We start from the raw sequence: 19703 nt of genomic DNA on the forward strand, positions 1-19703 counted from the left end.
CGCGCCTTCCTGCGTCGAGGACGGAGTTCAAGGCGTGGATGCTCGCCACGCGGGCGAGCATGACGGTTGTGTGCGCCTGCCGCCGTTCACTTGCCGGCGACGTATTTCGTCTCGACCAGATCCTTCAGATCGGGCTTGGCCTTGATCAGGCCGATCTCGAGCAGCAGGTCGGCAGCCTTGGCCGAGAAGGCCTGCCACTCGCCCGAGAAGAAGGCCTTGTTGCCCGCCGCATCCGACCAGCGCAGGAAGCCGGCCGACTTGCCGAACTGCTCGCCGGTCTGCTTCACATCGGCGCCCATGATGCCGAAGGCCTTGTCCTTGTCAGCCTTGATCAGGTCGAGCGCCTCGAAATAGCTCTTGGTCAGCGCGGCGGCGGCCGTGTCGTTGGCGGCGAGGAAGGCCGGCGTGCAACCGAAAGTGTCCATCACCATCGGATAGTCGAGCGTCGTGGCGATGATCTTGCCGGCGTCGGGCTTCTCGCGCACGGCGGAGAGATAGGGCTCATAGGTCAGGGCCGCGTCGTTCTGGCCGGCGATGAAGGCCTGTGCCGCAGGGCCGGGCTCCATGTTCACGACCGTCACGTCCTTCACGGACATGCCGTTCTCCTTGAGGAACCAGGCGAGCGCGAAATAGGGCGAGGTGCCCGGCGCCGAGGCCGCGACGGTCTTGCCCTTGAGGTCCTTGATCGAGCCGATCGCACTGCGCGTCACCATGCCGTCGGCGCCGTAGCTCTTGTCGAGCTGGAAGATCTGCTTGGTCTTCACGCCCGCAGCGTCCCAGACGATCCAGGTCTCGACGGTCGTCGCGGCGCACTGGATGTCGCCGGACGCGATCGCGAGGTGACGGTCCTTCTGCGGGATCTTCTTGATCGTGACGTCGAGACCGTTCTTGGCGAAGATGCCGGCCTCCTTGGCGAGGACGAGCGGTGCGAAGCCGGTCCAGCCGGAAATGCCGATATTCACCTTGGTCTGCGCCTGCGCACCGCCCGCGGCGAGAGCCGCCGCAAGGCCGAGGCCCACCACCGTTCCGAAACGCTTCCAGGCTGTCATGACGGGACCCTTCCCCTGTGTTGTGATGTCCGGCTTCGTGCGAGGACCAAAGCCCATCGCACCGCATGGCGCGGCCAGATGCAACCTTCGTTCCAGACGAGGTTAAATGCATATGCAAATCCGTCAAGCGGCCGATCACCATCGCTGGGGACAGCAATGACATTCTCTTGTTTGACAGAGACGGGAACATCCCTTCCCCTGAGCACCCCTCGAACGACTTGCTCCTTCTTCGCCCAGGAACGATCAGAATGAACGGTGCCGACCGCCTCTGCGACACGCTGCTCGTCAACGGCGTGGATGTCTGCTTTGCCAATCCCGGCACGTCCGAGATGCATTTCGTCGCGGCGCTCGACCGCAAGCCGCAGATGCGCTGCGTGCTCGGGCTGTTCGAGGGTGTGGTGACGGGCGCGGCTGATGGCTATGCCCGCATGGCGGACAAGCCGGCGGCGACGCTGCTGCATTGCGGACCCGGCATGGCGAATGCGCTTGCCAACATGCACAATGCCAGGCGCGCCTGGACGCCGATGCTGAACGTCGTCGGCGACCACGCGACCTACCACCTGCAGCATGACGCGCCGCTGACCAGCGACATCGAGAGCCTGGCGAAGCCGATGTCGCATTACGTCCGGCGCATCGCCAGCCCCGAGGATGTCGGGCCGGCGATCGGCGAATCCTATGCCGCCGCAATGTCGCTGCCCGGCGTCGCCACCGCGATCCTGCCTGCCGACTGCGCCTGGGGCAGCGTGGAGCCGGCCGAGGTCAAAGCCACCCCTGTGCCCGCCTTCAGGACCGTCGCGGCGGAGACGGTGCGCGAGGTCGCCGCCGCCTTGCGCAAGCATGGCGCCCGCGCCGCGCTGATGATGACCGGCTCATCACTGCGCGAGGGGCCGCTCGAGACCGCGGCCCGTATCTGCGCGGCGACGGGCTGCAAGATGTACGGCCAGATGTCGAACGGCCGCATCGAGCGCGGTGCCGGGCGCGTCGCGCTTCCCAAGGTGTTCTACCCCGTCGACATGGCGCTGGAGCAGTTGAAGGATATCGACCTGCTGGTGCTGGTCGGCGCGCAGATTCCGGTCGGCTTCTTCGCCTATCCGGGCAAGCCCGGCCGGCTGATCCATGACGGCTGCGTCGTGACCAAACTCGCCACCATGGGCGACGATCTCGTCGGCGCGCTCGCGGCGCTGGCCGAGGAGACCGGCGCGACGAAGGCGGAACCTGCCTTCATCGCCAAGGCCCAGACCGAGACGGCTCTGCCGACCGGCGATCTCGACGCCGACAAGGTCTGCACCATCGTCGCGCGGCTCTTGCCCGAACAAGCGATCATCTGCGACGAGTCGGTCTCGTCGGGCCGCGTCTTCTACCAGCAATGCCACAGCGCACCGCAGCACGATTATCTGCAGCTCACCGGCGGGGCGATCGGCGAAGGCATTCCGATGTGCGTCGGCGCCGCCGTCGCCTGCCCAGACCGCAAGGTCATCGGCATGCAGGCCGACGGCTCGGGCATGTACACGGTCCAGGGCCTGTGGACTCAGGCACGCGAGAACCTCGACATTGTCACGGTGATCTTCGCGAACCGGACCTATGCGATCCTGCATGGCGAGATGCGCGCCGTCGGCGTCAATGATTTCGGCCGCAACGCCACGCTGATGCTCAATCTCGACGAGCCGGCGCTGGACTGGGTCGCGATGGCGCGCGGCATGGGTGTGGAAGCAGCGCGAGCGACCACGGCCGAGGAGTTCACCAGGCTGTTCAAGGGCGCGCTCGGACGGAAGGGGCCGTTCCTGATCGAGGCGGTAATTTAAGGCGGCAACAGTGTCATTCTCGGGCGCCCGCAGGGCGACCCGAGAATCTCCTGCCGGATGAACCGCCCCGGGGATAACCGGTGCCCCGATTGCGATGAGATGGTCGGGTCAAGCCCGACCATGACTCGCGTTGAGGCTATCCCTTGAACCCGCCAATAAACGCATCCAGGCAATCCCCGATCGCCTCGATCGCATAGCCGCCCTCCTGCACCACCAGCGTCGGCAGGCCGAAGGCCTTCACCTTGGTGGCGATGGTGCCGAAATCGGCGGCGTCCAGTTTGAGCACACCGATCGGGTCGTCCTTGTGGGCGTCGTAGCCGAGCGCGACGATGACGACATCTGCTCCGAAGTCGCGGATCGCCTCGCCCGCCCGGTCGACAGCCGCCGCCATCGCAGCGCCGCCAGAGCCGTGGGCCAAAGGCAGATTGAGGTTGAAACCTTCGCCCGGGCCGTTGCCGCGCTCGTCCTCATAGCCGGTGTAGAACGGGTAGTAGTTCGAGGGATCGGCATGGACCGAGATCGTCAGCACATCGTTGCGGCGATAGAAGATCTGCTGCGTGCCGTCGCCGTGATGGGCATCGACGTCGAGGATCGCGACCTTCCTGAAGCTCGAACGCAGGCGCTGGGCCGCGATCGCGGTATTGTTGAGATAGCAGAAGCCGGTGGCGCGGTCGGCCCGGGCATGATGGCCGGAGGGGCGGCAGAGCGAATAGACCGCCTTTTCGCCAGCCAGGATCGCATCGGCCGCCGTTACAGCTGTTTCGGCCGAGAGCAGCGTCGAATGCCAGCAATGCTCGCCGATCGGAACCGACATGTCGCCAAGATACCAGCCGAGCTGGCCGATGTAGCCGGTCGGCCGGCAGGGTGGGCGGACGTCCTCGTCGGGGCGGCCGCTCCAATAGGGGAAGGTGCTCGGCCAGACCTCGGGGCCGCGCTCGGCCGGGAGTTCCTGCCAGCGCGCCCAGGCGGTTTCGAGAAACTTGACGAAGCCGGCATCGTGGATCGCCAGGATCGGCGCCGTGCCATGCGAGGCCGGCCGCTCGGGCGCGATGCCATGTTTCGCCAGCGCTCCGAGCAGGCGCGCCGTGCGCTCCGGCAGATCCTTCGGCGCGACGACGCGACCAAAGCGCATATACTGCCGGGGATCGTGCAGCGACTGGTCGGGATGATAGAAGGCACGCATGGCTCGAAGGCTCTCCTGCAACGGGCAAATCTGCCGCCCGAAGACGGGCGGGCCATCAAGCTAGCAAAGCCCGGGCCGGCGCGTCAGACCGCGACGACGCCGCCCTGCCCTGCATCAGCGACGGGCAGCAGGCCGCCACGACCGAGCAGCGCCGGAACCTGATCGGCCGGCACCGGGCGGGAATAGAGATAGCCCTGGGCGAAGCCACATCCCAGCGCACGCAGGAACATCCGCTGATCTTGCGTCTCGACGCCTTCCGCGATCACGTCCAGGCCGAGTTCGGCCGTGAGCGCGACGACGGCGCGCACGATCGCGGCATCCTCGCCACCTTCCCCGACCCGCATGACGAAGCCGCGGTCGATCTTGACGACATCGACCGGGAAACGGCGCAGATGCGTCAGCGAGGCATAGCCGGTGCCGAAATCATCGAGCGCCACGCGGATGCCGGCTGCGCGCAGGCGCTGCAATGCGGGGCCCGCCTGCTCGCCCTGACGCGTCAGCAGCACGTTCTCGGTGACCTCGACACCGAACTGCTCCGGCGACAGACCGGCCGTCGCCAGCTTGCCGAGGAGGGTTTCCGGGAAGGCCGGATCGCGGAATACGCCGGGAGCCAGGTTGAGCCACAGGCGCGGGACCGCGACGCCGGCATCGCGCCATCCGCTGAGATCCGCCATGGCGTGACAGAGCACCGCCTCGCCGATCTGTCGCGCCGTTTCGGCATCCTCGAGCGCGAGAAGGAAGGCGGCGGCCGGAACGATGCCGCGCTCGGGATGGTTCCAGCGCGCGAGCACCTCAAAGCCCTCGATCGCGCCGCTGCGCAGGTCGATCTGGGGCTGGTAGAACGGCACGATGCGTCCCTGGGCCACGGCCTCGACGATCGCGCTGCAGATCTCGACGCGGGCGTTCATCGCCTCGCGCATGGCGGGGTCGTAGATCAGGGCCATGTTCCGGCCGAGCGCCTTGGCCCGATAGAGCGCGAGATCGGCATCCTTCAGCAGTTCGCCGGCATCGTCATGATGATGGGGGGCCAGCGCAAAGCCGATGCTGGCACGCATCGGCCCCGCCACCTGAGCTCCGGGAAAAGGCTCGCGCAAGGCGCTCAGCAGCAGCTCGGCCTTCGCCGCCGCCTCGTCGACGCCGCCCGGTAGCCGGACGATCACCACGAACTCGTCGCCGCCGAGTCGGGCGACGAATTCGCCGGGCTGAAGCCCGCGCGCCAACCGCTCCCCCACCGCGACGAGCAGTTCGTCGCCGACGGCATGGCCAAGCGTGTCGTTGATCGATTTGAAATCGTCGAGATCGACGAGGAACAGGGCGACGATACCCTCGGCGCGACTGCGCAGGGCCTCTATCAGCCTCTCCTGGAAGAGCAGCCGGTTCGGCAGCCCGGTCAGTGCGTCATGCGTCGCCTGCCATCGCGTATGCGCCTCGGCTGCCTTGCGCTCGGTGATGTCCACGATCCCCGCGACGACCGCCCGCATCGAGCCGATCGGCAAGGAGGCCGCGGTGATGACGGCGTCGCGTCGCCGGCTATTGCCATCGCGCAGCGAGACTTCGAGCGCATCGATCCGGCCCCGCTGATCGAGATCGGCCATCACGTCGCGCCGGTCCTCGATCCCGATGCAGTCGACCATGGTGCGGCCGTTCAGGTCGGTCGCTCCCGGTTCGCCCAGATAGCGGACCGCCGCGTCGTTGACGCGCAGAAAACTGCCATCGGCGACGGCGGAGACGACAAGCGGGATCGGCACGGCCATGAAGATGCGCTCGATCAGGGCCTGGCTGTCCTGAAGAGCCTGCCGCGCCGAGCGCTCGGCCTGGGTCGCGAGCCATTCGAGGCGACGCAGGCGGTTGGCGTGGATCACCACCAGGCTGAGCGCGACATTCAGCATGGCGAGGACGAGCACGAGGCCGAGCAATGTCGGCGGATACGGGCCGCGACCGAGATAGCCGATCAGCATCAGCACGCTGGCACCGCCGCCCATCAGCAGCGTGAACCGGAACGAAGTCGGCGCGACGAGATAGAAGATCGATGGTAACAGCAACACGACGAAGAGCGCGAGATCGCTGCGCGAACTGACGAGAAAAGCGACAGCAACCGCAGTCGTGGCCTCCCAGAGCAGCGTCACGGCCTGCGCCTGCCCGAAACGGGCCGCCCGCCGGACGAGTGCGAAACACAGCAGCGAGAACAACACCACCGCCAGCCGGGCAGGCACCGCAACGAAGAAATGCGGCGTGCCGGCGAAGCGCCAGTCGCTCAGCAGGAAGAGCGCGTTAAGCACCGCAGAGAGCAGGAAAAGCAGCCGGCATTGTCGCAACGTCTCGTCCAGACGCGCGATCCTGAAAGCGTTTTCGCTCGCGGAGTTGCGAAATTCTCCGCCAAATTTCAGTTGCTCGCCGGCCATGGCGCGGTTGTGTACGAGGACTTCTCAAAGCAGAGTTAAGTCACCTCTCGGGCCCACGGCGGGCGGCGCCTCAACCGGCGGCGATCAGCGCGACGAACTCCCGCGCAAGGCTCTTCGTATCGAAGCGCTCGGGCCGAAACCAGTCGATGGAGCCGTTCATGGCTCCCAGAAGCAGGTAACGCAGCACGTCCGGCGCCCGCTCGCGCGACAGTGCGCCGCAGGCCTGCAACTCGGCGATGAGCCCGCGCCAAACATCCTCATAGGCCCGCCGGACGCGACGCACGCTTTCCGGCGTCGGGGTCTCGCCGAAGGTGAAGACCTTGATGCTGGCGCTGGTGTAGTCACTATTGCCATGAAGCGCGGTGAGATGGGCGCGGATCGCGGCCTCCAGCCGATCGCGCGGGACAGCGCCTTCCGTGGCGGACAGCGCGGCGACGACCGCCTCGTGGACGAAGCGCACGCCGTCATTGACCACCGCCTCGACGATCTCCTCCTTCGAGGCGAAATGATAGTAGAGGCTCGCCTTGCGGATGCCGACGGCTTCCGCGATCTCGCGCAGAGTGGTCTGATGATAGCCGCCGGAGCGCAGCAGCCGCGCAGCCGTGTCGAGGATGAGCCGGCGCGAGCGGTTTTCTGCGGGTTCGCGTTGCGTCAGCGCGCTCATGCGTCAACCTCCGCCGTCATTTTCGGGCGAAGCGAAGCGTAGACCCGAGAATCTCGTGACGAGATAGCTGGTTTCCGAGATGGTCGGGTCAAGCCCGACCATAACGCGGGAGGCGTTTTTCTGCCCCCTCACAGCCGCTTCGCCACCTCTTCCAGCATCACCTCGGTTGCGCCGCCGCCGATGGACTGGACGCGGGCATCGCGCGTCATGCGCTCGATCGTGCTCTCGCGCATGTAGCCCATGCCGCCATGGAACTGCAGGCAGGCATACATCACCTCGTTGACCAGTTCGCCGCAATAGGCCTTGACCATAGAGACCTCGCGGGTGGCGTCGAAGCCCTGGGTATCGAGCCAGGCGGCGTGATAGACGAGCTGGCGCCCGGCCTCGACCTTGCTCGCCATCATGGCGAGCTTCTGGCGGATCGCCTGCTTCTCCCAGAGCGGCGCGCCGAAGGCCTTTCGCGTCTTGACGTAATCCAGCGTCAGATCGATCGCAGCCTGCGCCTCGCCGATCGCCATGGCGCCGATCACGGTGCGCTCGTTCTGGAAGTTGCTCATGATCGCGTAGAAGCCGCGGCCCTCCTGCCCGAGCAGGTTTTCGGCCGGGATGCGGCAATCCTCGAAGACGAGCTCGGCCGTGTCGGACGAGCGCCAGCCATGCTTGTCGAGCGCCCGCGAGACCGAAAAGCCGGGCGTGCCTTTCTCGACCAGAAAGATCGAGACCGATTGCGAGGGCCTTGCCTGCGGGTCGGTCTTGGCGGCGACACAGTAGAGATCGGCATGGACGCCGTTGGTGATGAACATCTTGGCGCCATTGAGGACATAGTGGTCGCCCTCGCGCCGCGCCGTGGTGCGGATGCCCTTCACATCCGAGCCGGCATCGGGCTCGGTGACGGCAACCGCGACGATCTTCTCGCCGGCAATGATATCCGACAGGTGCTTGTCCTTCTGCACCTGGCTGCCGGCATTGGCGATATGGACCGAGGCCATATCGGTGTGGACGAGCGCGGTGATCGCGACGCCGGAGAAGGTCGAGCGTCCGAGTTCCTCGGCCAGCACGACGGTCGCGAGCGTGTCCATCTCGGAGCCGCCGTATTCCGCCGGATAACGGATGCCGAAGAAGCCGAGCGCGCCCATCTTGCGCAGCACCTCGCGCGGGACGAAGCCGTCCTCTTCCCATTGCAGCGCATGGGGCTTGATCTCGGCCTCGACGAAGCGGCGGACCTGGTCGCGCAGTGCCTCGTGCTCCTCGGTGAAATAGGGCGAGCGGCGCTGGCCTTCGCCCGAGCCCGGTTTCTCGACTGCCGACATGATGCTCTCCCGCGCTTGACCGGCGCCATTCATTCTGCCTACCTAACGGACGGTAGGTGAATGAGACGGCGAGATCAAGTCTCGGCCCCCCAACAGCCCTCATCCTGAGGAGCCGCGGAACGTGGCGTCTCGAAGGATGCTCCAGAGCGCACTTGAGCATCCTTCGAGACGCAGCCTGCGGCTGCTCCTGAGGATGAGGGCTGAGAAGAAAACATTCGTGACAGGGGGAAGCATGTCCGAGACTGATAAGGCCGTTTCTGCCCCCCCTCCCCCGCTCTCGGCCATGCTCGCCACATTGCGCGAGCGCCACGCGCTGGTCGCGGCCGGCGGCGGCGCCAGGATGCGCGAGCGCCATGAGGCGCGCGGCAAGATCATGGTGCGCGAGCGGATCGACCTGCTGCTCGATCCGCAGACGCCCTTCCTCGAATTGTCGCCGCTGGCCGCCTGGGGGCTCTACGGCAACGAGGTGCCGGGCGCCGGCATCGTGACCGGGATCGGCATCGTGCAGGGCCGCGCCTGCATGCTGATCGCCAACGATGCCACCGTGAAGGGCGGCTCCTTCTTCGCGGAAACAGTGAGGAAGCATCTGCGCGCGCAGGAGATCGCCGAGGAACACCGGCTGCCCTGCCTCTACCTCGTCGATTGCGGCGGCGCCTTCCTGCCCGAGCAGGATCGGGTCTTCCCCGACCGCGACCATTTCGGCGGCTCCTTCTACAACCAGTGCCAAATGTCGGCAGCCGGCATTCCACAGCTTTCGATCGTGTTCGGCGGCGCGACGGCAGGCGGGGCCTATATCCCGGCGCTGTCGGACGAGGTCATCATGGTCAAGGGCACCGGCAGGATCCATCTCGGCGGGCCGCCGATCGTGAAGGCGGCGATCCACGAGATCGTCGATGGCGAGACGCTCGGCGGCGCCGAAATGCATACCCAGGTCTCCGGCGTCTCTGACCATATGGTGCTGACGGAGATGGAGGGCTTGGCGAAGCTGCGCGAGATCGTCGGCTCGCTCGGCGAGACCGGCGTTCTGAAGGACCCGCCGCAACCGCCCGCACCGCCGAAGCTCGATCCGGCCGATCTCGTCGATCTGGTGCCGACCGATCTGCGCCGGCCCTATGACGTGCGCGAGGTCATTGCCCGGATCGTCGACGACAGTGCCTTCAACGCCTTCAAGCCTGACTATGGCGCGACGCTGGTGACGGGATTCGCCCATATCCACGGCCACCCTGTCGGGATCATCGCCAATAACGGCGTGCTGTTCTCGGAAAGTGCCGTGAAGGGCGCGCATTTCATCGAGCTCTGCGACCAGCGCCAGATCCCGCTGCTGTTCCTGCAGAACATCACCGGCTTCATGGTCGGCACCGAGGCCGAGCGCGGCGGCATCGCCAAGCATTCGGCCAAGCTGGTCTATGCCGTCTCGAATGCGCGCGTGCCGAAATACACCGTGCTGATCGGCGGCTCGTATGGCGCCGGCAATTACGGGATGTGCGGACGCGGTTTCCGGCCGCGTTTCCTGTTCTCCTGGCCCAATGCCCGCATCGCGACGATGAGCCCCGAGGTCGCGGCCAATGTCGTGACCGAGTTGCGGCGGCAGTCGCTCAAGGGAGCGGCCGACGAGGCGGCCATCGCCGAACTCGACGCGAAGACGCGCGCGCAGTTCGAGGAGCAGAGCGACCCCTATTACGCCACCGCCCGGCTCTGGGACGACGGCATCATCGAGCCCGCTCAGACGCGCGACGTTCTGGGCCTGTGCCTCGCGCTGGCGGCGGGCGAGCCGCGCGATACCTCGCCGCGCCCTGTGTACAGGATGTGACCGGAGCCATGTTCGACACCATCCTGATCGCCAATCGCGGCGAGATCGCCTGCCGCATCATCAAGACCTGCCGCGCGATGGGCATCCGCACCGTCGCGGTGCATTCCGAAGCCGACCGGGACGCGCTGCATGTGCGCCTCGCTGATACGGCCGTCGCCATCGGCCCGGCGCCGGCGCGCGAGAGCTATCTGCGGGCGGACCGGATCATCGAGGCCGCGCTCAGGACCGGCGCGCAGGCGATCCATCCGGGCTACGGCTTCCTGTCCGAGCGGCTCGACCTGATCGCCGCCTGCGAGGCGAACGGCATCGTTTTCATTGGGCCGTCGGCCTCGGCGATCGACGCGATGGGCGACAAGATCCGTTCCAAGCAGATCGCGCGTGAGGCGAACGTCCCCGGCGTGCCGGGCTATGACGGCGCCGATCAGTCTCCGGCGGTGCTGCGGGCGGAGGGCCTGCGCATCGGATTGCCGGTGATGGTCAAGGCTTCGGCCGGCGGCGGCGGCAAGGGTATTCGCAAGGTCGAGAGCGAAGCGGAACTCGACGGAGCGATCCTGGCCGCGGCGCGCGAGGCTGAAGCCGCCTTTGGCGACGGCCGATTGCTGATCGAAAAATTCGTGACGCGGCCGCGCCATGTCGAGGTGCAGGTGGCCGGCGACCGCCATGGCAACATCGTGCATCTGTTCGAGCGCGACTGCTCGGTGCAGCGCGCCAACCAGAAACTGATCGAGGAAGCGCCGGCGCCCAATCTCCGTCCCGAAACCCGCGCGGCCCTGCACGAGCATGCGCTGCGGCTGGCGCGGGCGATCGGATACGACAATCTCGGCACGGTCGAGTTCCTGGTCGATGCGGCGAGCGAGGACGTTTTCTTCCTCGAGATGAACACGAGGCTCCAGGTCGAGCATCCCGTGACCGAAGCGATCACCGGGCTTGACCTCGTCGAATGGCAAATCCGCATCGCGGCCGGCGAGGCACTGCCGCTGGCTCAAGGCCAGATCGCCTGCTCAGGGCACGCCATCGAGGCGCGGCTGACCGCCGAGCGGGCCGATGAGGGCTTCCGGCCCGATACCGGGCGGATCGCGCTCTGGTGCGAGCCCGAGGGCTTGCGGGTCGACAGTGGCGTCGCCACCGGCAGCGTCGTCGGCACGCATTACGACTCGCTCCTCGCCAAGGTGATCGCCCATGCGCCGGACCGCGCCGGGGCCGTGCGCAAGCTCGCGGAAGGGCTCGACCGGATGGTCGTGCTGGGGCCGGGCACGATCAGGCCGCTCCTCATCGACGTGCTGCGGGCTCCGGTCTTTGCAGCAGGCCGGGCGACGACGCTGTTCCTGAAGGAGACCTGGCCGGAGGGCTGGCAGCCGGCGCGTACGGCCGATGACGAATTGCGGGCTGTCGCTGCGGCACTCTGGCTGGCGACAGCGAATGCCGTCGTCGCAGGCGCGGGGCCGTGGCAGTCGCTAGCGGGATTCCGGCTGCTGGCGCCCGCCGGCCGCCCGGCCACGACCCATCTCGCGGTCACGACCGGAGACGACAAGACGCGCCTGCAGGCCGAGGCGCATGACGGCTTCCTGCGCGTGCTCGGCCCGGGAGGAGCCTTCGACATCGCCTTGTCGCAGACGGCGGGTGGCACGGGCTGGGCCGTGCAATGCGACGGTCTCGGCTCGCCGGCCCATGCGGTTCACGACGGCGACGGGCTGTTCCTACGCTATCGCGGCTTCGAGGGCCGGATCGGCGTGGCGCTCGCTGTCGATGCGGCGGCAGCGGCGCGCGGAGCAGGCCATGACGGCGGCGATACACTGCGGGCGGCGATGCCCGGCACCGTCGCGGCGATCCATGTCGTGGAGGGCGATGATGTCGTCGCCGGCCAGGTCGTCGCCGTGCTGGAGTCGATGAAGCTGTTCATGGAGCTGAAGAGCCCGGCCAGCGGCCGGGTCGCGCGGGTCTCGGTCAAGGCCGGCGCCACGGTCGCCGCCGGCGAGGTTCTGATCGCCATCGAATGCGGCGATGTCACGGTTTCCTGAGCCCGGCCCTACGCCGCATTCCACTGTGCCCAGAGCGGAAGGAAGCGATTGACGACCGGAACCAGCCTGGCCGGGAAGTCGGCCCGGTGGCGCAGGGGAATAATGTCGGTGCCATCGAGGTAAAGGTAGCGGACGTGGCTGTTCAGCTCGAAGATCGTATACAGACACGACGACTTGCCCGGCACCACCATATCGGCGCGTGCCTTGTCGACGCAGCCGTCGCAGACCAGAAACAGACCGATGCTCGTCATGAATTCCTGGAATTTCTTGATGCGAGCATTGGTCTTGGGCCCGATGATGCCGTCGACCTTGAGGGGCGCATAGCCGCCACCTGCAAAGCGCCGGGCCGACGCGTTCTCGGGATGCTCGAAGTAGAGATTCAGCAGGTACTGAACCACCGTCACATCGTCGCGATTGTTGGCACGCTTAGGACCGACACCCAATTCGACCACGAACATGGTGCCAAATTCGTCCTCGATCACCTTGGCCATCACTGCCTCCCCTGTCCCACTTGCGGCCGGACCAGTCCGCCGCTGTGATCAGGGATAGGCGTGAGGTGCCCGGCGCGCTGTTCCGCGCGGAACAGGCGCATCGGAGGCGACCCATCGCCTCCGATGGCTGCAGGCTCAGCCCTTGGTCGGGAAGGTCAGCGGCGAAATCTCGAGATGGTCGCGCTTGGCCCAGTCGAGCCCCTGGACCTTCGGCTCGGCGCGGCGCTGGGCCTCCTCCAGTTCGGCGGCAGCCGCAGCGTAGTCCATGGTCAGGACCTTGCCGTTATCGACGACCGTGACGCCGTCGACGATGACCGTCGTCACGGCACGCTCGCCGGCGGCATAGATCAGGCTGCGGACGGGATCGCGCAGGGGGCGCATCATCGGATGCGTCACGTCGACGATGACGATGTCGGCCTTGGCACCCTTGGCGAGGCGGCCGATATCGTCGCGGCCGAGGGCCTTCGCGCTGCCGAGCGTCGCGGCGTTGAACGCGTCCGAGGTGCGCAGGTCGTAGACATCCTCCGCCATCATGCGCGAACCGATGCAGACGGCGCGCAATTCCTCCAGCATGTGATGCGGGTAGGTGTCCGTGCCGATGCCGACATTGATGCCGGCGGCGACATATTGCCCGAAGCTCTGCATCGCGATGCCGCGGCGCTGGAACACGATCGGGCAGTGGGCGACATGGGTGCCGGTCTCGACGAGCGCGCCCATGTCGTCCGTCTGCGGCCATTTCACCGAGGAGTGATGGTCGAGGAAGATGCCGTGGCCGATGATCGAGAACGGCCCGAGCACATCGAGCGATTCCAGCCATTCGACCGGCGTCATGCCGTGACGGCGCGTGATCTCGTGGAACTCGACGATGCTCTGGGCAGCGTGGATCTGGAAGGGCAGCTTGCGCGCCTCCGCCTCGGCATAGCTCGCCTGGATCAGTTCGGCCGAGCAGGTGTCGATCTGCGAAGGCGAGACCATGCCCGAGAGCCGGCCGGAATCGTCGGCGGCGACCTGATCGAGCAGCTTCATGGCAGCCGCCATCGCGGCCTCGCCGGCTTTCTCGTCCCATTCGTATTTCGCGAGATGGCCGTTATCGGTGTACCAGCGCGCCGAGCGGTACATCGGCGAGAACACGGCCCGCAGGCCCGAAGCCTTGAAGGTCTCGAGCCAGCCATCCCAGGCGACGGACATATCGACCAGCGTGGTGACACCCGACATCAGCAGCTCGGAATAGGTCACCTGCGCGCAGGATTTCACGCCCTGCGCATCGCAGCGGAACAGCGGCATGAACTCGTAGAGCGCCGTGCCGTACATCTTGGTGCTGCCGAGTTCGTCGTTCCAGCCCTTGCACATCGCCTCGGATGACGGGTGCGAGTGGATGTTGACGAGGCCGGGCATGACCATCCTGCCGCGCCCGTCGATGGTGGAGTCGGCCTTGCCCTTGTAGGTGCCGCCGACATGAACGACCCGGTCGCCGTCATAGGCGACGTCGCCATCGCGCAGATAGACATGGCCCTTGGACTTGGCGTCGTAGGCGACGATCCAGCTTGCATTGCGAATGAGGGTGATCGGCATGGCGGGCTCCGGCTAGGCGAAAGGGCGTCATGGTCGGCCTTGAGCCGACCATCTCCGGCAAGAGATTCTCGGGTCTGCGCTTCGCTTCGCCCGAGAATGACGAGGTTCAGCGCACGAACTTCAGGTCCAGGCCCTTGTACAGCCCGCAGCCATAGATGTTGTGGGCCTTGAAGGGGGCCAGGCGGGCCGAGGCCGCGATCTTCATCGGCTCGTGATAGAGCGGCAGCCAGACCGCCGCCTCATGCACCTTCTTCAGCACCTCGCCATAGGCGGCAGCGCGGTCGGCGTCGTTCAGTGCGGTGATGCCCTTGTTCAGAAGCTCGTCGGTCTGCGGGTCCTTCCAGTTCATCCGGTTCGGCGTCGGGGCGTTGGCAGAGGGGAAGTAGAGGTTCAGCGCGTCACCGGCCGAGATGTAGGGGAAGCTCATCCCGAACATGTCGAACTCCTGCGTCGCCATCTTGCCCCAGGCGATGGTGGCATCGAAGAGCTGCACCCGAAGATCGACGCCGATCTTGCGCAGATCGCCCTGGATCGCCTCCATCAGCTTCTGCCAGGTCGAGCCGGTGAAGCCATAGACGATGGGCGAAAGCTTCTTGCCGTCCTTGGCGCGGAAGCCGTCGGCCCCCTTCACCCAGCCGGCCGCGTCGAGGATCCTGTTCGCCTCGGCGACATTGGTCTTGATCGGGGTGACCGCCTTGTTCCAGTCCAGCGCCTCGCTCGAGATATAGCTGTAAGCCGGCTCGACCTCGCCGAAATAGAGGTTCTCGGCGATCGCCTTCTGGTCGACCGCCATGACCATGGCGCGTCGGACGGCCGGGTCGTTGACGCCCTCCTTGTCGATCTTGAAGCCGACGAAATAGGTCCAGAAAGCCTCCTTCGAATCGACCAGCTTGAGGTTCCGGTTGGCGCGGATCTGCGACAGGCCGGAATAGGGAACATATTGCGTGACCTGGCTCTGGCCGGTCATCACGGCGGCAAGGCGGGTGTTCTCCTCCGGCACGATCTTCCAGACGATCTCCTCGATCTGGGCCGCACCCTTGTTCTCGTAGATCGGCGGGCCCCATTTGTAGGCAGCGTGCTTTTTCAGGCGGAATTCGTTGCGCGGCTTCCACTCACCCCAACAATAGGGTCCGGTGCCATTGAAACCCTTGACGCCGAAATCGGCGCCCAGCGCCTCGACATTGGCCTTGTCGATAATGACGGCGAAGCTCTGGGTCAGCTGGTAGAGCAGCTCCGAGAACGGCGCCGTCAGCTTGTATTCGACGGTGAAGTCGTCGGTCGCGACGATGTCGTCGACCTTGCCGGCGCGCCAGCGCACGGGCGAGCGCGTGGCCGGATCGATCCAGCGCTTCATCGAGTAAACCACGTCCTGCGCGGTCATCTTCTTGCCGTCGCAGAAGGAGACGTCGTTGCGCAGCTTGAAGGTGTAGGTCTTGCCGTCCGGCGACACGGTCCAGCTCGACGCGATGCCGGGCTTGATCGTCGACATGTCGTGGTCGAGCGAGACCAGCGTGTCGGCCATCATGAAGATGACCTCGGAGGCGCCCCGCGCCGTCGAGCGCTGCGGGTCGTAGCGGTCGCTGTCGACCTCGCGGACGATGGTCAGGATGTTGTTGGAGCCCTGTGCCGCGGCCGGCCCGGCAAAAGCGGTAAGGCCCAACAGGGCGCCAGTGGCGATGGATGTCAGATGCTTCACGATCGTTCTCCCCTTTTGTCTTGAAACGGTCGGTCGGGCTTTTGCCTCACTGGTTCCTCATGCGCGGATCGAGCAGATCGCGCAGGGCATCGCCCAGCAGATTGACGCAAAGCACGATGGCGATGATCACGAGGCTCGGCAGCAGCGAGATATGCGGCGCGAAGAACAGCGCATCGCGGCCGAGCGAGGCCATCATCCCGAGTTCGGCCTCGGGCGGGCGCACGCCGAGGCCGAGGAAGGACAAGGCGGCACCGATCAGGATGATCTGGCCGAAGCGCAGCGTCATGAAGACGAAGACCGGCGACAGGCAGTTCAGCGCGAGATAGCGCCAGATCAGCGTGCGGTCGGGCAGGCCCATGGCGCGGCCGGCCTCCATGTAATCCTGCCCCATGATGACGATGGCGGCGCTGCGCGTGATGCGTGCCACATCCGGCACGGTGGCAATGGACAGTGCGATCACGATCGCGGTCAGGCCAGGGCCGACGACGGCGGCGAGCGCAAGGCCGAGCAGGATTGCCGGGAAGGAGAGCAGGATGTCGGCGCCACGCATGATGTAGGGGTCGAGCCGGCGGTAATAGACGCCGAGCAGGGCGAGGAGCGCCCCGATGCCGCCACCGATGACGATCGAGGCGAGCCCCATCACCAGCGTCAGCCGCGTGCCGTAGAGCAGGCGCGAGAGCATGTCGCGGCCCTGTCCGTCCGTGCCCAGCCAGTATTGCGGCAGCGAGCCCTCGCTCCAGCGCGGCGGGATGAAGGGCCTGCGCGTCGTCTCGTAAGGATCGAAGGGCGCGAGCCAGGGCGCAAACAGCGCAGCCCCCACGATGAGCAGCAGGATGAGCGCCGCCAGCAAGGCGAGCTTGTCCCTGAGAATGCGCCGCCCGAAGGCGGCGAGCGGCCTGCTCGCGGCGGGCGCGGGTGCGGCGATGTCAGCCATGTTTCTCGACCCGCGGATCGAGCACCGCATACAGCATGTCGACGATCAGATTGATTACCAGGAAGGCCAGCGCCAGCACCAGAATCGCGCCCTGTGCCAGCGGAAAATCGCTCGCCAGGATGGCCCCGACGGCGAGCCGGCCGACGCCCGGCCAGGAGTAGATCGTCTCGGTCACGACCGCGCCGCCGAGCAGATAGCCGGCCTGCAGGCCGATCAGCGTCACGACCGGGATCAGTGCGTTGCGCAGCACATGGCGCATCACCACGGCGCGCTCCGACAGGCCCTTGGCCCGGGCGGTGCGGACATGATCGGCGCTCAGCACTTCGAGCGCGGCGGTTCGCGTCATCCGCGCGATCGGGCCGATGAAGACCAGGCCCAGCGTCAGGGCGGGCAGCGCAATCGCAGCGAGCCCGTCCAGGCTCCAGAGCGGGCCGCCGCGCCCGATGAAGGGCAGCAGCCCCCAATGATAGCCGATATACTGCATCAGGATGAGGCCGATGAAGAACACCGGGGTCGAGACCCCGGCGACCGAGATCGCGATCACGACCCGATCGAGCAGGCGGCCGCGATAGACGGCGGCGATGGTGCCGAGCGCGATGCCGAGCGGCACGGCCCAGACCAGGCAGGCAAACATCAGCTCGGCCGTCGGGCCGATGGCCTCGCCCAGTTCGGCGATGACGCTGGTGTTGGAAATCAGCGAGACGCCGAGATCGCCCTGCAGCACGCGGGCGAGATAGATGCCGAACTGCACGAAGACCGGCCGGTCGAGCCCGAGATCCTGGCGAATCTGCGCGACGAGTTCCGGCGTGGCCGTCGGGCCGGCGACGATCGCGGCGGGATCGGCCGGAACCAGTTGCAGCAGCAGGAATCCAAAGAGCAGCACGCCAAGCAGCACCGGCACCGACATCGCGACGCGCTGGGCGATGTGGTTCAGCATCGGGAGCAGCCGCTCACGGCCCTGGCCTGGACGCGCACCCTCACACCTCCGCCTCGAACACGATCTTCCCCGCGATGATCGTCATGTCGCAGCGGGTCTCGTGCAAGAGCTGTTCCGGCGTCGCCGTCGAGAGGTCGCGCGAGAAGATCGCGATATCGGCGGTCATGCCGGGCAGGAGCCGGCCGCGGGTGTCCTCGCAGCGATTCACATAGGCGCCGAAATCGGTGTAGGCGGCGATGACCTCGTCGATCGTCATGGTCTGGCCGGGCGAGATCACCGTCCCGCGCGAGGTCTTGCGGGTCAGCATGGTGTAAATGTTGGGCCAAATATTCGCGTCGCAGACCGGCGCATCGGAGGAGGCCGCGGGCTTGAGCCCGGCTTCGATCCAGTCGCGCATCGGATAGCAGGCGTCGACGCGCTCCGGTTCCAGCACCGCGAGATAAAGATCGCCGAAATCATAGATGAAGACCGGCTGCGGCACCGGCTCGATGCCAAGCCGGACCATGCGCGCGATCTGCTCTTTCGAATTGAAGCCGCAATGCTCGATGCGGTGGCGACGATCCGGATCGGGATGGTCGTTCAGCCCGTTCTCCATCGCGTTCAGGGTCTGCTCGATCGCGGCATCGCCGATGGCATGGACGGCGAGCTGATAGCCCTTGGCATGGTAGTCGCGCGTCAGCGCGTCCATCGCGGCATCGCTCAGGCAGAAGATGCCCTTCGTCTCGGGCTCGCCCAGATAGGGCAGGCTCATCGCCGCGGTGCGGCCGCCGGCCGAGCCGTCGGTGAAGATCTTGACCGGGCCGACGCTGAGCCAGTCGTCGCCAGCACCCGTCACCAGCCCATCGGCGAAACACTGCTCGACGATGCCGTTGTGCCCGCCAAGCAGGCACATATTGGTGCGCACCGGCAGGCGGCCGGTGCGCTGGGCCGTGCGGTAGGCAGCTACCTCGCGGTATTGCGAGCGCATGCCGACAGCCGCATCCATCACGCTGGTGATGCCGAAGGAGTTGCAATAGCGCCCTGCCCGCTCGATCGCGGCGACGAGTTCCTCGTCAGTCGGATCGGGGATGACCTTCTTGATGGCATCGCGGCCGTTCTCGGCCATCAGTCCGGTCAGCGAGCCGTTGATCTGCTCGATCGCGCCACCGGCCGGCACGGGCGTCTTCTCGTCGACGCCGGCGAGCTTCAGCGCCAGCGAATTGGCGACCGAGAGATGGCCGCAGGCGCGCACGATATAGACGGGGTTGTCCGGCGCCGCGTGATCGAGTTCGGTGCGGTGCGGATGGCGCTTCACGTCGAGTTCGAAATGATCGTAGCCGCGCGCCAGGATCCATTCGCCGGGCTTCGCTTTCGCGGCGGCTTTCGCGATCATGCCGAGCAGACCGTCCAGCGTCCGCACGAAGCGCGGCCGGATGTCGAGCTCCTTCATGGTCAGGCCGAGCGGCAGCAGGTGCAGATGCGCCTCGTAGAGGCCCGGCGTCGCCATGCGGCCGGCGAGATCGATGACTGTCGTCCCCGGGCCGATCAGCGGTTCCATGTCGGTGGCTGAGCCGGTCGCCAGAACCTTGCCTGCCCAGAGCGCGACCGCGGTCGCGTAGCCCTCCTTCAGCCCCAGATAGACTGGACCGTTCTGGAGAACGATATCCGCTTCAGGCAGGCTCGGCATAGAATTAGTTCCCCCAAGAACCAATTCATCGCACCAATAAATTCTCCGGGCAATGCGCCGCAGCGCAGCAATCCCCGTCCGGCTCACCGCGCCGCGCCGCAGTCCGGTCATGAGGACACAGCCCGACAGGCAAAGCCGGAACGCCCCTTTCCGCAGATTGCTTGTTTTG

General features: G+C 66.5%; 14 protein-coding genes. 3 read left to right on the top strand and 11 right to left on the bottom strand.

Annotation, left to right across the window (positions count from 1 at the left end; genetic code table 11):
• Positions 1-86: 86 nt before the first annotated feature.
• Entirely contained in the window at positions 87-1049 is a 963-nt protein-coding gene (locus C8D03_RS03165) for an ABC transporter substrate-binding protein (protein ID WP_108044971.1), read from the bottom strand.
• Positions 1050-1297: 248 nt separating this feature from the next.
• Here C8D03_RS03165 and C8D03_RS03170 point away from each other — a divergent pair, with 248 nt between their 5' ends.
• Positions 1298-2851, top strand: a complete 1554-nt coding sequence (locus tag C8D03_RS03170) for an acetolactate synthase large subunit (protein ID WP_108044972.1) — start codon at positions 1298-1300, stop codon at positions 2849-2851.
• A gap of 136 nt (positions 2852-2987) precedes the next feature.
• On the opposite strand, the gene C8D03_RS03175 is transcribed toward C8D03_RS03170, so the two are convergent.
• From C8D03_RS03175 to C8D03_RS03190, 4 genes are all read right to left on the bottom strand, one after another.
• Positions 2988-4034, bottom strand: a complete 1047-nt coding sequence (locus tag C8D03_RS03175; protein ID WP_108044973.1) for a histone deacetylase family protein — start codon at positions 4032-4034, stop codon at positions 2988-2990.
• A gap of 83 nt (positions 4035-4117) precedes the next feature.
• A complete protein-coding gene (locus tag C8D03_RS03180; protein WP_181300632.1) occupies positions 4118-6349 on the bottom strand; it encodes a putative bifunctional diguanylate cyclase/phosphodiesterase in 2232 nt (743 codons plus the stop codon).
• 157 nt (positions 6350-6506) lie between these two features.
• Complete coding sequence (locus tag C8D03_RS03185; protein ID WP_108044975.1) at positions 6507-7100, bottom strand: TetR/AcrR family transcriptional regulator; 594 nt, start codon at positions 7098-7100, stop codon at positions 6507-6509.
• Positions 7101-7228: 128 nt separating this feature from the next.
• Positions 7229-8410, bottom strand: a complete 1182-nt coding sequence (locus C8D03_RS03190) for an acyl-CoA dehydrogenase family protein (RefSeq protein WP_108051143.1) — start codon at positions 8408-8410, stop codon at positions 7229-7231.
• A 232-nt stretch (positions 8411-8642) separates the two neighbouring features.
• Here C8D03_RS03190 and C8D03_RS03195 point away from each other — a divergent pair, with 232 nt between their 5' ends.
• Entirely contained in the window at positions 8643-10220 is a 1578-nt protein-coding gene (locus C8D03_RS03195; RefSeq protein ID WP_108044976.1) for an acyl-CoA carboxylase subunit beta, read from the top strand.
• An 8-nt stretch (positions 10221-10228) separates the two neighbouring features.
• Positions 10229-12238: an acetyl/propionyl/methylcrotonyl-CoA carboxylase subunit alpha gene (locus C8D03_RS03200; RefSeq protein ID WP_108044977.1), complete on the top strand. Its 2010-nt coding sequence runs from the start codon at positions 10229-10231 to the stop codon at positions 12236-12238.
• 8 nt (positions 12239-12246) lie between these two features.
• Here the strand turns inward: C8D03_RS03200 and C8D03_RS03205 are convergent, their stop codons facing one another.
• From C8D03_RS03205 to C8D03_RS03230, 6 genes are all read right to left on the bottom strand, one after another.
• Positions 12247-12729, bottom strand: a complete 483-nt coding sequence (locus tag C8D03_RS03205) for a peptidoglycan-binding domain-containing protein (protein ID WP_108044978.1) — start codon at positions 12727-12729, stop codon at positions 12247-12249.
• A 135-nt stretch (positions 12730-12864) separates the two neighbouring features.
• Positions 12865-14301, bottom strand: coding sequence for an amidohydrolase family protein (locus C8D03_RS03210; protein ID WP_108044979.1), 1437 nt, complete (start codon positions 14299-14301; stop codon positions 12865-12867).
• Between the two features lie 106 nt (positions 14302-14407).
• Positions 14408-15997 carry an ABC transporter substrate-binding protein gene (locus C8D03_RS03215; RefSeq protein WP_210203881.1) on the bottom strand — a complete coding sequence of 530 codons (1590 nt, stop codon included), beginning with the start codon at positions 15995-15997 and terminating at the stop codon, positions 14408-14410.
• 46 nt (positions 15998-16043) lie between these two features.
• Positions 16044-16931 (bottom strand): ABC transporter permease, encoded by an 888-nt coding sequence (locus C8D03_RS03220; RefSeq protein ID WP_108044980.1) that lies wholly within the window; start codon positions 16929-16931, stop codon positions 16044-16046.
• On the bottom strand, positions 16924-17868 hold the full coding sequence (locus tag C8D03_RS03225) for an ABC transporter permease (protein WP_108044981.1): 945 nt from the start codon (positions 17866-17868) through the stop codon (positions 16924-16926). Before C8D03_RS03225 ends, C8D03_RS03220 begins: the two co-directional genes overlap by 8 nt.
• Positions 17869-17908: 40 nt before the next feature.
• Entirely contained in the window at positions 17909-19534 is a 1626-nt protein-coding gene (locus C8D03_RS03230; RefSeq protein WP_108044982.1) for an amidohydrolase, read from the bottom strand.
• Positions 19535-19703: the final 169 nt, after the last annotated feature.

It is taken from the genome of Bosea sp. 124 (assembly GCF_003046175.1).
In the GTDB taxonomy this organism is placed as follows: domain Bacteria; phylum Pseudomonadota; class Alphaproteobacteria; order Rhizobiales; family Beijerinckiaceae; genus Allobosea.

Coding starts and splice junctions, on each gene's coding strand:
- C8D03_RS03175 (WP_108044973.1), bottom strand. CDS start 4,034: ATGCGTGCCTTCTATCATCCCGACCAGTCGCTGCACGATCCCCGGCAG.
- C8D03_RS03200 (WP_108044977.1), top strand. CDS start 10,229: ATGTTCGACACCATCCTGATCGCCAATCGCGGCGAGATCGCCTGCCGC.
- C8D03_RS03225 (WP_108044981.1), bottom strand. CDS start 17,868: ATGCTGAACCACATCGCCCAGCGCGTCGCGATGTCGGTGCCGGTGCTG.
- C8D03_RS03230 (WP_108044982.1), bottom strand. CDS start 19,534: ATGCCGAGCCTGCCTGAAGCGGATATCGTTCTCCAGAACGGTCCAGTC.
- C8D03_RS03220 (WP_108044980.1), bottom strand. CDS start 16,931: ATGGCTGACATCGCCGCACCCGCGCCCGCCGCGAGCAGGCCGCTCGCC.
- C8D03_RS03165 (WP_108044971.1), bottom strand. CDS start 1,049: ATGACAGCCTGGAAGCGTTTCGGAACGGTGGTGGGCCTCGGCCTTGCG.
- C8D03_RS03170 (WP_108044972.1), top strand. CDS start 1,298: ATGAACGGTGCCGACCGCCTCTGCGACACGCTGCTCGTCAACGGCGTG.
- C8D03_RS03205 (WP_108044978.1), bottom strand. CDS start 12,729: ATGGCCAAGGTGATCGAGGACGAATTTGGCACCATGTTCGTGGTCGAA.
- C8D03_RS03195 (WP_108044976.1), top strand. CDS start 8,643: ATGTCCGAGACTGATAAGGCCGTTTCTGCCCCCCCTCCCCCGCTCTCG.
- C8D03_RS03185 (WP_108044975.1), bottom strand. CDS start 7,100: ATGAGCGCGCTGACGCAACGCGAACCCGCAGAAAACCGCTCGCGCCGG.
- C8D03_RS03210 (WP_108044979.1), bottom strand. CDS start 14,301: ATGCCGATCACCCTCATTCGCAATGCAAGCTGGATCGTCGCCTACGAC.
- C8D03_RS03190 (WP_108051143.1), bottom strand. CDS start 8,410: ATGTCGGCAGTCGAGAAACCGGGCTCGGGCGAAGGCCAGCGCCGCTCG.